Here is an 11,423-nt window from a genome sequence, read left to right on the forward strand (position 1 = left end):
AGGGCGAACGGCAGGCAGGGTGTGATGACGCTCCAAAACCCAGCAAAATGGCCATATTAGATAGTTAGCTAACTATCGAAAATCCTATTTCGGCTCGACCGCGATATTGTCGATCAACCGCGTCTTGCCGAGCTTCGCCGCCCCCAGCAACCGGGCCGGCCGGTCCAGCACCGTCATGGGTTCCAACGTCACGGCATCGCACAGCGTCACATAGTCGATCGGCCAGAACCCATGATTTTCCAGTATAATCATGGCCTTGGCAGTCGCGGATTCGACACTCTCGCCCTTTTCCATCAGCCGCTTGGCCTCGCCCAAGGCGCGCGGCAGCGCTAGCGCGGCCTTGCGCTCCGCTTCGCTCAAATAGGCATTGCGCGAGGAAAGCGCTAAGCCATCCTCGGCGCGCTGGGTCGGCAAACCGATAATATCGATACCTATGTCCAGGTCGCTGTTCGCTTGGCGGATCACGGCCAGTTGCTGATAGTCTTTTTCGCCGAAAATCGCGACGTCGGGCCGGACCTGATTGAACAATTTCGTGACCACGGTGGCGACGCCATCGAAATGGCCAGGCCGCGCCGCGCCATCCAATCCCTCGCTCACCCCGGACACGCTGACATTGGTGGCAAAGCCTGTCGGATACATGACTTCGACCGGCGGCAGCCACAGCAGGTCCACGCCCGCCGCCGCCAGCATCGCCGCATCCTTCGCCTCGCGCCGGGGATAGGCGTCCAGATCCTCGGCCGGGCCGAATTGCTTGGGATTGACGAAGATCGACACCACGACATGCCGCCCATGCCGCTTGGCTTCCTGCACCAATGCCATATGCCCGTCATGCAAAGCGCCCATGGTCGGCACCAGCGCCAACGGCTTTCCGTCGGCTTTCAACCCCGCGACGGCAGCGCGGAGGGCGGGCAGGTCAGACAGGGTTTGCACGGGGGGAACGGCTCCGATAAGGGCAGGGGAACAAGCGGTCGACCTGCTGGGCTGCGGCCTTGGCGGCCACCAGGAATCATGGCGACAATCAACGGGGTTATCAAGCGACCAATGGGCAATCCAACGCCGCATCTCATCGTCTTTGCCAATGAAAAGGGCGGCACGGGCAAGTCGACCACAGCGGTCCACACAGCCATCGCCCTGACGGCGCTTGGCCATCGCGTCGGCATGATCGATCTCGATCCGCGCCAGCGCACCGTCACTCGCTATCTGGAAAACCGCGCCGAAACCGCGCGCCGCCGTCAGATCGACCTGCCCGCGCCAGATTTCGCGGTGCTGCAAGGCGACACGATCGAAGCGCTGGACGCCGAAGTCGCCGCCATATCGCAGGACAAGGATTTCCTGATCGTCGACACCCCCGGCCGCGACGACGTCTTCGCCCGCCACATGGCCGCGCGCGCCAATACGCTGGTCACGCCGATGAACGACAGTTTTGTCGATTTCGACCTGATCGGTCAGGTCGATGCCGAAAGTTTCAAGGTCCGTCGCCTGTCCTTCTATTCCGAACTCATCTTCGAAGCGCGCAAGACCAGAGCCAAGGCCGATGGTGTCTCGATCGACTGGGTGGTGCTGCGCAACCGGCTCCAGCATCATGACGCCCGCAACAAGAAGCGGGTCGGCGACGCGCTGATGGAATTGTCGCGCCGGGTCGGTTTCCGCGTCATCCCCGGATTGTCGGAGCGCGTCATCTTCCGCGAACTCTTCCCCTCTGGCCTGACTTTGCTCGACAAGGGGCATCTGGGCGAACTGGGCGTCAGCCACATCGCCGCGCGCCAGGAATTGCGCGAAATGGTGTCGGGGCTTGCCCTGCCGACGCATGCGGGTGCGGTGCCCGTGGACATGCTCGGCGCGGCCTGATGGGCTGGCTGGCGCTGCTGCTCGTCGGCCTGGCCGGCTGGCTCATCTGGACCGGGAGGCTGCAACGCATGACGGCGAAGGATGGCATGGCGCTTGGTGCGGCGCTGGTGGGTGCGGTGCTGGCGGCCAAGGGCAAGCCAGTGATCGGCGCGCCAGTGCTGATCGGCGCGGGACTGTTTCTGTTGCGCCGCTATAAACCCCGTCCCCGCGCAACACCGGCCGCGCCGCAGCACCGGATCGATGATCTCGCCCAGGCCCGCGCCTTGCTGGGAGTCGGTCCCGATGCCGATCCCGCCGCCATCCGCGCGGCCCATCGCCGCCTGATTGCCTCGGTCCATCCCGACAAGGGTGGCACCGAAGCGCTTGCGGCACAGATCAATGCCGCGCGCGACCTGTTGCTGGCAGACCGGCAAGAGGGATGAGCCATCGGTTCGACCCGACGCTGCTGCGCGACTATGATCTGCGCGGCACGGTGGGGCGAACGCTCGACGCTGCCGACGCCTGGGCCTTGGGCCGCAGCTTTGGCACCATCATCGCGCGGGCAGGGGGATCACGGGTCGCGGTCGGCTATGACGGGCGGCTCAGTTCCCCGATGCTGGAGGCTGCGCTGGTCGACGGGCTGACCGCCAGCGGCATCGACGTGCTGCGCATCGGCCTTGGCCCGACGCCCATGCTCTATTTCGCCGAAATGACGTGCGAGGTCGATGGCGGCATTCAGATAACCGGCAGCCATAATCCCGGCGATCAAAATGGCTTCAAGCTGGTACAGCGACACGCGCCGTTTTTCGGGGCGGACATCGCGCGATTGGGTCGGATGGCGGCGGCGGGCGATTGGGATGGCGGGGCAGGGCGGGTAGACACGATCGCCCTGATGGACCGCTATGTCGCCCGGTTGATGCAGGATTTTGACGGCCGGGCCTGGCGTATCGGTTGGGACGCGGGCAATGGCGCGGCCGGGCCCGTGGTCGATGCGCTCGTACAATTGCTGCCGGGTGAGCATCATCGGCTCTTCACCCAGATAGACGGCAATTTTCCCAACCATCATCCCGATCCCTCCGTGGAGGCAAACCTTGCCGATCTGCGCGCGCTCGTCCTCGACAAGCAGCTCGATTTCGGTGTCGCTTTTGATGGCGATGGCGACCGGATCGGCGTGATCGACGGGCTGGGCCGCACCATAGCGGGCGATCAGTTGCTTGGTCTCTTCGTGGACGATCTGCTCGAAAAGCACCCCGGTGCCCGGATTATCGCGGATGTGAAGACTAGCCAGACCGTCTTCGACCGGATCACGGCACGGGGCGGACGGCCCGACATGTGGAAAACCGGCCACAGCCATATCAAGTCCAGAATGAAGCAGATAGGGGCGCTGCTCGCGGGCGAGATGACCGGGCATCTCTTCTTCGCTGATGATTATTATGGCTATGACGACGGTCTCTATGCCGCGATCCGGCTTATCCGCGCCGCAAGCGGGGCAGGGGGCAGCATCACCGACCGGCGCAGCGCCATGCCCGTCATGGCCGCGACGCCCGAACTGCACATTCCCGTCGATGACAGGCGCAAATTCGCCGTGATCGAAGAGATTTGCGCGCGCTTGGCGGCTTGCGGCGCGGATATGCAAACCATCGACGGCGCGCGCGTCACCACTGCCGATGGCTGGTGGCTGCTGCGCGCCTCCAATACGCAGGCGGCACTGGTGGCCCGCGCGGAATCCATCGATTCAGCCGGATTGGCGCGACTGATCGCCGAAATCGATTCGCACTTGGTGGCGTCCGGGCTGGATCGCGTAAAAATCTGATCCATTCGGCTTTTCGCTGACCTGGCTTCCCTTACGGAATAAAAGGCCTGATCAAACGATTGCAAGAAACGCAATCAGACATGTCCGTTTCGCATTTGCAACAAAGGCGTTGGCCCAGCAAAAGGAGCGGGCCTTTCAGGCATCCTCTCCTAAAACTTTATAAGCCGTCCTCCGGGGCGGCTTTTTTTTGTGCTGTCGCCATGGCGCTATCGCACCCGTTCGCCGTAACGTCAGCCGGCATCGCCGTCATAAACGGACCGAAACCCTGCCGGATATTCACCGCTAAACACTGGAATTTAACCATAGTGTTGGTAAGCGGCCTGCGTCAAAAGCCCGCGTCCTTGCCATATATGGCCGCGCAGGTTGAAAATAGCCGTAGAGGATCTGCCATGTCGTTCAGCCGCCGCCTCCCGTCCTTCCTGCTTGTCGCAGGTGCGATCGCCGCGCCCGTCCCGGCGCTGGCCGGGGGCTTCTATCTGCAGGAACAATCGCCCAAGGAAACCGGGCGTGCCCTGTCGGGCGGCGCGGCAGCGGGCGATGACCCCTCGACCGTCTATTTCAATCCCGCCGCGATGACCGAATTGTCGGGCATCCAGACCTCGGTCGGCGGCATCGCGCTGTTCGCCAAGGCGCAGCAGACCAATCGCGGCACCACCCGCACGATTCCCGGCGTGACGACGCAGGTGCCCGTCAGCGGCACCAACGGCGGCAATGCCTTTGAAAGCGTGATCCCCATCCCCAGCTTCTATGCCACCGGCCAGGTCAGCGACCGGCTGTGGGTGGGCCTGGGCGTCAACGCACCGTTCGGTCTGAAGCTGGAATATGAGGATGGCTATTTCGGGCGCTATGACTCGCTCTACACCGACCTCAAAACCTATAATATCCAGCCATCGGCCGCCTATAAGCTGACCGACAACCTGTCCGTCGGCGGCGGCGTCGATGTGCAATATGTCAAGGTGACGCTGACCAACGCGCTGCCGCAACTCTCGCCGCTGCTGGCCGATGGCCATGCCTCGGTCGAGGGCGACGACTGGTCGGTCGGCTGGAATGCAGGGCTGTTCTACCGGGCGGGTGACACCCAGTTCGGTGTCCATTATCGCTCGCGCATGAAGCACAGCCTTGAGGGCGAGCAGGTGATTTCAGGCCTCGCCGGGCCGCTGGCCGGTGCCAACGGCAGCTTTGCCGCCACCGCGCCGCTGACCTTGCCCGATATCGTCACCCTGTCGATGACTCACCGCCTGACACCGCAATTGCGCGCGATGCTGACCGCGCGCTGGTATAATTGGTCGGTGATGCAGGCGATCACGATCAATGCCGCCAACGGCACATCGGTCAAGGAACTGGAATATAGCGATACCTATAGTGTCAGCGCGGGCGGCGAATATGACGTCAACGACAAGCTGACGCTGCGCGCGGGCACGATGTTCGATCGTTCGCCGACCAATCCGCAGCATCTGACCACCCGCGTCCCTGATGGCGACCGGGTCTGGCTGAGCGGCGGCGCGACCTGGAACCTGTCGCAGTCCTTCGCGCTGAACCTCAGCTACGCGCATACCTTCGTGGAAAAGGCGAACATCATCCGCCCGGACAGCTATTTCCCAGCGCCGGCCACCGTCACCGCCACGACGCGGGCGCAGACGAGCGGCAATGCCGATCAGATCGCCGCATCGCTCACGATGCGTTTTTGAAGAAGCGGCACCGGCCCGCACCCCCACCCGGCCTCCCACAGAATATCCTGGATGGGAGGCCGGGTGGGGGTGCGGGCCGGTGCGGCACGTTTCAGCTCGGCTGAAACACCAAAAGGCAACGCTTCTAACCGTCACCAAACATCCCTATAGGGGCTTCGTAACCACGGAGCCCCTTTTTCATGTCCGACCATAATCCCGGCCTGCGCCCCTGGCGCGATATTGCCCGTCGGCAGAGCCGACAGATCATGGTCGGCAATGTTCCGGTCGGCGGTGATGCGCCGGTCACCGTCCAGACCATGACCAACACGCTGACCCACGACATTAAGGGCACGATCGACCAGATCCGCCGCTGCGAAGAGGCAGGCGTGGACATCATCCGCGTCTCCTGCCCTGACGAGGAATCGACGGCAGCGCTCAAGCAGATCGTGCGCGCCGCCCGCGTGCCGATCGTTGCCGACATTCATTTCCACTATAAACGCGCGCTGGAAGCCGCCGATGCGGGCGCCGCCTGCCTGCGGATCAATCCCGGCAATATCGGGTCGCAGGCGCGAGTGAAGGAAGTGGTCGACGCCGCCAAGGCCAATGGCTGCGCCATCCGCATCGGCGTCAATGCTGGCAGCCTGGAAAAGGACTTGCTCGAAAAATATGGCGAACCCTGCCCCGAAGCGCTGGTCGAAAGCGCGCTCGACCATATCAAGCTGCTCCAGGACCAGGATTTCCACGAATATAAGGTCGCGGTGAAGGCAAGCGACGTGTTCCTGGCGGTCGCGGCCTATATGCAACTGGCCGAAGCGGTCGATTGCCCGCTGCACCTGGGCATCACGGAAGCCGGCGGTCTGATCGGCGGGACGGTCAAGAGCGCGATCGGCATCGGCAACCTGCTCTGGGCCGGCGTCGGCGACACGATCCGCGTCTCGCTGTCGGCGGAACCCGAAGAAGAAGTGCGGGTCGGCTATGAAATCCTCAAATCGCTTGGCATCCGTACCCGCGGCGTGAAGGTCATCTCCTGCCCCAGCTGCGCGCGGCAGGGCTTCGACGTAATCCGCACCGTGCAGGCGCTGGAGGAACGGCTCCAGCATATCCACACGCCCCTGTCGCTCTCGGTCTTGGGCTGCGTCGTCAACGGCCCCGGCGAAGCGCGCGAAACCGACATCGGCCTGACCGGCGGCGGCAATGGCAAGCACATGGTCTATCTGTCAGGCATTACCGACCATACGGTGCAGGACGAAGCCTTGGTCGACCACATCGTCCGACTGGTGGAGGACAAGGCCGCCGAAATCGAAGCCGCGAAGGCGGAATCGGAAATGACCGACGCGGGCAAGGCGCAGGCGGCGGAGTGACGCCTGCCATGGGGGCGTCGCGCCCCGCAGTCGGTTTCGCCATCCCCTTTGCCGTCTGCTGCGCGGGCGTGGCGCTGTTTGCGGTGATGGATGCGGCGATGAAGGGGCTTAGCCTTGGCATCGGCCTCTATAATGCGCTGTTCTGGCGGGCGGTCGCGGGAACGCTGCTCGGCCTCGCGCTGATGCTGGTCACGCACCAGCGCTGGCCGTCGCGCGCGGTCCTGCGCATCCATTTGCTGCGCGGCACGGTGGTCGCGGTGATGGCCGGGCTATTCTTCTGGGCGATCATGCGGATGCCGCTGGCCGAAGCGATCGCCCTGTCGTTCATCGCACCCTTGATCGCGCTCTATCTTGCCGCCCTGCTGCTCAAGGAACAGATTGGCCGTCGCGCGATCGGTGCATCGCTGCTGGGATTGGTGGGTGTGGCCGTCATCCTGTCGGGACGGTTGCAGGGACGCTATGATGCCGATGCGCTGCTGGGCGCGGGGGCTGTGCTGGCGTCGGCCGTGCTCTTTGCCTGGAACCTCATCATCCAACGACAACAGGCGCAGGTCGCCTCGCCGATCGAGGTCGCTTTCTTTCAGCATCTGGTGATGCTCGGCGTCTTCGCGCTCGGCGCGCCCTTTCTGCTGGCCCTGCCGCCACGCCCGGCTGTTCCGCTCATAGTTTTGGCAGCATCCCTCGCCTTCACATCGCTCGCGGCCCTCTCCTGGGCCTATGCGCGGGCGGAAGCGCAGCGGTTGATCCCGGTCGAATATAGCGCGTTCGTCTGGGCGGCGATCCTGGGGTGGCTGGTATTCGGTGAACGGATCACGCTGCCGACGGTGGCCGGTGCCTTGTTGATCGTGGTCGCCTGCCTTATCGCGGCGCGCACGAAACGGGCCGATCTGGCCCATGTGGAAGCGGGAACCGCATGACCGACACCATCCTCATCCGCGCGGCCGAGCCGGGCGACATCGACACTATCTTGCAGTTCATCCGCGATTTGGCCGCCTATGAGAAACTCGCTCATGCGGTGAATACGGACCGCGACACGCTTGCCCGCTATCTGTTCGGCGCTCGCCCCATGGCCGAAGTGCTGATCGCGGAGCGGGAGGGCGACGCCATCGGCTTTGCGCTCTTCTTTCACAATTTCTCGACCTTCGAAGGGCGACCGGGCCTGTATCTGGAAGATTTATTCGTCCGCCCTGACGCACGCGGATCAGGCGCAGGCAAGGCGCTGCTCGTCCGGTTGGCGCAACTGGCCGTCGAACGCGACTGCGCCCGGCTGGAATGGTCGGTGCTGGACTGGAACGAACCGGCCATCGCCGTCTATCGCGCGATCGGGGCTGTGCCGATGGACGAATGGACCATCCAGCGGCTCGACGGTGCGTCGTTGCAGGCGTTGGCCCGCAGTTAGTTCTTCAGGCGATCCTCGATGCTGACATACAGCATGACGGCGGCGAAGGCGGCCATGGAGACGACGACCAGGGCGGGATAATAGGTAGCGAACATGGGACAGGTTCCTTTCTGCCGTCCTTTTTGCGCCGGTTGGCGCGTCCCCTGCCATAAGGGTTGTTACGGATAAGGCGGGACGAGCCGATCGGTCGCAGGCTTGACGCGGACTCGCGGTCCGGCGCATTGTGCCGAAACGGAACATTTGGGGGACAAGGGTTTAGCATGGCTGTCAGCCGCACCGTGAAGCGCACGCCGGAATGGCGCGAAATGCTCAAGCGCAGCCTGCTTCGCAGCGGCGCACTGATCGGCGCGATCCTGCTGATGCTGGCGACGCTGTTCGTGGCGCTGGCGCTACTCAGCTATACGCCCAGTGACCCGTCGATGAATACGGTGGCGGGTGATCATGTCGCCAACATCATGCAGGGGCCGGGTGCCTGGACCGCCGATTTCCTGCTCTGGTTGTTGGGCGTGCCGGTGGCGCTGATCTTGCCGCTGATGGCGGTCACTGCCCGCCGGATGTGGGGCGACCAGGATATGCGCAGCTGGAAGGGGCAGTTCGGCAAATGCCTGTTCGGCATCGTCCTCATCGGCATTGCCCTGTCGCTGTTTCAGGATGATCCGCTGGTCGGCCTGCCCGCGGGCTGGGGCGGAGTGATCGGTCTTGTCACGGCCAAGGGCGTGGCCAGTCTCACGGCGCAGGCACCCGCCGCTGCCCCCTGGATAACCGGCATATTGGTGGTCATGACGCTGATCGCTGGACTCATCGCCTGCTATCGCAGCCTGGCGTTGGAAAAGCCGATCATCGCCCTGCGCCGCCCATCCTTGCCCAAATTGGCGCTCCCCCGCCCGACCCTGGCGTTGCCGAGCGTCGGCAGCACCAGCAGCGACATCGAACCGGAGGTGGACGGGGCCGAGCGCGTTATCGCGCCCCGCAAGCAGGTCTCGAACGAACCCAAGCCGCCGATCACGATCCAGAGTCCCAAGCCCGCCGCGCCGCAGCGGCAGATGGCGCCGATCTCGCAGGACGATCTGTTCGGCCATAGCTCGCTACCCTCGCCCGACCTGCTCAATCCCATTCCCGTCAACCAGGGCGGCAAGATCGACAAGGCCGCGCTGGAGCGCAATGCGCGGCTGCTCGAATCGGTGCTCGATGATTTCCATGTGAAGGGCAATATCGTCGAGGTCCGGCCCGGCCCGGTCGTGACCATGTATGAGCTGGAGCCGGCCCCCGGCATCAAGGCAAGCCGCGTCATCGCGCTGGCCGACGATATCGCCCGCAATATGTCGGCGCTGTCGGCGCGCGTCGCGACGATTCCGGGGCGCACGGTGATCGGCATCGAACTGCCCAACGCGCATCGCGAGGGTGTGTCGTTCCGTGAACTCATCACCAGCGAACAATTTGGCGGCGAAGGGACGCTGCCGATCATCCTGGGCAAGAATATTTCCGGCGAACCGATCATCGCCGACCTCGCGCCCATGCCGCATCTGCTGATCGCGGGCACCACCGGGTCGGGCAAGTCGGTCGGGCTCAACGCCATGATCCTGTCGCTGCTCTACCGCATGACGCCCGATCAGCTGCGGCTGATCATGATCGATCCCAAGATGCTGGAATTGTCGACCTATGACGACATTCCCCATCTGCTCTCGCCGGTCGTTACCGAACCGCAAAAGGCGATCCGCGCGCTCAAATGGGCGGTCGAGCAGATGGAGGATCGCTACCGCATGATGGCGTCCATCTCCGTGCGTAACCTTGCCAATTACAATGAAAAGGTCCGCGCCGCCAAGGCGAAGGGCAAGCCGCTCGGTCGCCGCGTCCAGACCGGCTACGACCCTGAAAATGGCAAGCCCATCTATGAGGAGGAACAGCTCGATTTTCAGCCGCTGCCCCAGATTGTGGTGGTCGTGGACGAGCTGGCCGACCTTATGATGACGGCGGGCAAGGAAGTCGAATTCCTGATCCAGCGGCTGGCGCAAAAGGCGCGCGCAGCCGGTATCCACCTGATCCTCGCAACCCAGCGCCCGTCGGTCGACGTCATCACCGGCGTCATCAAGGCGAACCTGCCAACCCGGATCAGCTTTTTCGTGACGTCCAAGATCGACAGTCGCACCATTTTGGGCGAGCAGGGCGCCGAACAGCTGCTGGGCAAGGGCGATATGCTCTACATGCACGGCGGCAAGGGGTTGACCCGCGTCCATGGCCCGTTCGTCTCGGACGACGAAGTCCGCGTCGTCGCCGACCATTGGCGCGCGCAGGGCCAGCCCGATTATATCCAGGCGGTGACCGAAGAGCCCGAAGAAGGTAGTTTCGCGCTCGACGGCGTGGACCTTGGCGACGACAGCCCCGACGCGCAACTGTTCCGCAAGGCGTGCCAGCTCGTGTTCGAGAATCAGAAGGCTTCGACTAGCTGGCTGCAACGCCAGCTCCGCGTTGGCTATAATAGCGCCGCACGCCTGATCGAGAAGATGGAAGAGGAAGGCCTGGTCGGCCCGCCGAACCATGTCGGCCGTCGCGAAGTGCTGCGCGACGAAAATGGCAATCCGCTATAACGGTTCAGACAAGTTGCTGAACGGCAGGGAACGGCTGGGTTCACAGGTCGTTCAAGCCGCGCCGCCTAAACCGCATCCGTAACAACCGGAGTTTCTGTCTGATGAAGCGCATCTTTCTGGCGCTGGCCATTGCGCCAGTCGCCCTTGCCCTGCCGATCGCCGTGCCTGCTTTGGCCCAGGCGAACCAGTCCGATCTCACCAAGGTCAACGCCTATATCCGTGCCGTGACGACGATGACGGCCGATTTCACCCAGACCGACCGCAACGGCCAGACTCTGACGGGGCAGTTAACGATCAAGCAGCCGGGCAAGATCCGCTTTCAATATCAAAAGGGCGTGCCGCTGCTGATCGTGGGCGATGGCAAGGCACTGACGATGATCGATTATGAAGTACGCCAGGTGCAGCGCTGGCCGATCGGCAATTCGCCGCTGGGTGCGCTGCTCGACCCGTCCAAGGATTTGTCCAAATTCGGCAAGGTTGTACCAACCGGCGACCCCAGCATATTGAGCGTCGAGGCGCGCGATCCCAAGCGCCCTGAGTTCGGCACGATCACGATGATCTTCAAGCGGGATGCGGGCAGCCCGGCAGGCCTGCAACTTTATGGCTGGGTCGCGCTCGATTCGCAGAATAATCGCACCGCGGTTCGGCTGACGAACCAGCGCTATGGTGTGACGGTCGCGGATTCGACCTTTCGCTGGACCGACCCGCGACCGCGCGGCCGCTCGGCCGGGGGCTGAACCGAGCGCTTGGTGCGGCAGATCGATCGCTTTT

10 protein-coding genes are annotated in these 11,423 nt (G+C 63.6%); 9 read left to right on the plus strand and 1 reads right to left on the minus strand.

Annotation, left to right across the window (positions count from 1 at the left end):
• Positions 1 to 84 precede the first annotated feature (84 nt).
• Entirely contained in the window at positions 85 to 930 is an 846-nt protein-coding gene (gene panC / locus SxD43FB_RS04945; RefSeq protein WP_096061239.1) for a pantoate--beta-alanine ligase, read from the minus strand.
• Between the two features lie 111 nt (positions 931 to 1,041).
• On the opposite strand from panC, the gene SxD43FB_RS04950 reads away from it, so the two are divergent.
• From SxD43FB_RS04950 to SxD43FB_RS04990, 9 genes are all read left to right on the plus strand, one after another.
• The gene (locus tag SxD43FB_RS04950) at positions 1,042 to 1,848 is read left to right on the plus strand and encodes a division plane positioning ATPase MipZ (RefSeq protein ID WP_096061240.1); all 807 of its coding nucleotides are present in this window, start codon (positions 1,042 to 1,044) and stop codon (positions 1,846 to 1,848) included.
• A complete protein-coding gene (locus tag SxD43FB_RS04955) occupies positions 1,848 to 2,270 on the plus strand; it encodes a molecular chaperone DnaJ (protein ID WP_096061241.1) in 423 nt (140 codons plus the stop codon). The genes SxD43FB_RS04950 and SxD43FB_RS04955 overlap by 1 nt, the downstream gene beginning before the upstream one ends.
• Positions 2,267 to 3,640, plus strand: coding sequence for a phosphomannomutase/phosphoglucomutase (locus tag SxD43FB_RS04960; protein WP_096061242.1), 1,374 nt, complete (start codon positions 2,267 to 2,269; stop codon positions 3,638 to 3,640). The genes SxD43FB_RS04955 and SxD43FB_RS04960 overlap by 4 nt, the downstream gene beginning before the upstream one ends.
• Before the next feature lie 389 nt (positions 3,641 to 4,029).
• Complete coding sequence (locus SxD43FB_RS04965; RefSeq protein WP_096061243.1) at positions 4,030 to 5,328, plus strand: outer membrane protein transport protein; 1,299 nt, start codon at positions 4,030 to 4,032, stop codon at positions 5,326 to 5,328.
• A 179-nt stretch (positions 5,329 to 5,507) separates the two neighbouring features.
• Positions 5,508 to 6,668: a flavodoxin-dependent (E)-4-hydroxy-3-methylbut-2-enyl-diphosphate synthase gene (gene ispG, locus SxD43FB_RS04970; protein ID WP_096061244.1), complete on the plus strand. Its 1,161-nt coding sequence runs from the start codon at positions 5,508 to 5,510 to the stop codon at positions 6,666 to 6,668.
• Positions 6,669 to 6,676: 8 nt separating this feature from the next.
• Positions 6,677 to 7,585, plus strand: coding sequence for a DMT family transporter (locus tag SxD43FB_RS04975; protein ID WP_096061370.1), 909 nt, complete (start codon positions 6,677 to 6,679; stop codon positions 7,583 to 7,585).
• A complete protein-coding gene (locus tag SxD43FB_RS04980) occupies positions 7,582 to 8,067 on the plus strand; it encodes a GNAT family N-acetyltransferase (RefSeq protein WP_096061245.1) in 486 nt (161 codons plus the stop codon). The genes SxD43FB_RS04975 and SxD43FB_RS04980 overlap by 4 nt, the downstream gene beginning before the upstream one ends.
• A gap of 260 nt (positions 8,068 to 8,327) precedes the next feature.
• Entirely contained in the window at positions 8,328 to 10,652 is a 2,325-nt protein-coding gene (locus tag SxD43FB_RS04985; protein WP_096061246.1) for a DNA translocase FtsK, read from the plus strand.
• Between the two features lie 101 nt (positions 10,653 to 10,753).
• Positions 10,754 to 11,389: an outer membrane lipoprotein carrier protein LolA gene (locus tag SxD43FB_RS04990; RefSeq protein WP_096061247.1), complete on the plus strand. Its 636-nt coding sequence runs from the start codon at positions 10,754 to 10,756 to the stop codon at positions 11,387 to 11,389.
• The last annotated feature ends 34 nt before the right edge of the window (positions 11,390 to 11,423 follow it).

The organism is Sphingobium sp. D43FB (genome assembly GCF_002312805.1).
GTDB lineage: Bacteria > Pseudomonadota > Alphaproteobacteria > Sphingomonadales > Sphingomonadaceae > Sphingobium.

Bases quoted from the DNA above. Each gene is read 5' to 3' on its own strand.
- SxD43FB_RS04975 (WP_096061370.1), top strand. From the start codon at position 6,677: ATGGGGGCGTCGCGCCCCGCAGTCGGTTTCGCCATCCCCTTTGCCGTC.
- SxD43FB_RS04980 (WP_096061245.1), top strand. From the start codon at position 7,582: ATGACCGACACCATCCTCATCCGCGCGGCCGAGCCGGGCGACATCGAC.
- SxD43FB_RS04985 (WP_096061246.1), top strand. From the start codon at position 8,328: ATGGCTGTCAGCCGCACCGTGAAGCGCACGCCGGAATGGCGCGAAATG.
- SxD43FB_RS04955 (WP_096061241.1), top strand. From the start codon at position 1,848: ATGGGCTGGCTGGCGCTGCTGCTCGTCGGCCTGGCCGGCTGGCTCATC.
- SxD43FB_RS04960 (WP_096061242.1), top strand. From the start codon at position 2,267: ATGAGCCATCGGTTCGACCCGACGCTGCTGCGCGACTATGATCTGCGC.
- SxD43FB_RS04965 (WP_096061243.1), top strand. From the start codon at position 4,030: ATGTCGTTCAGCCGCCGCCTCCCGTCCTTCCTGCTTGTCGCAGGTGCG.
- SxD43FB_RS04990 (WP_096061247.1), top strand. From the start codon at position 10,754: ATGAAGCGCATCTTTCTGGCGCTGGCCATTGCGCCAGTCGCCCTTGCC.
- SxD43FB_RS04950 (WP_096061240.1), top strand. From the start codon at position 1,042: ATGGGCAATCCAACGCCGCATCTCATCGTCTTTGCCAATGAAAAGGGC.
- ispG (WP_096061244.1), top strand. From the start codon at position 5,508: ATGTCCGACCATAATCCCGGCCTGCGCCCCTGGCGCGATATTGCCCGT.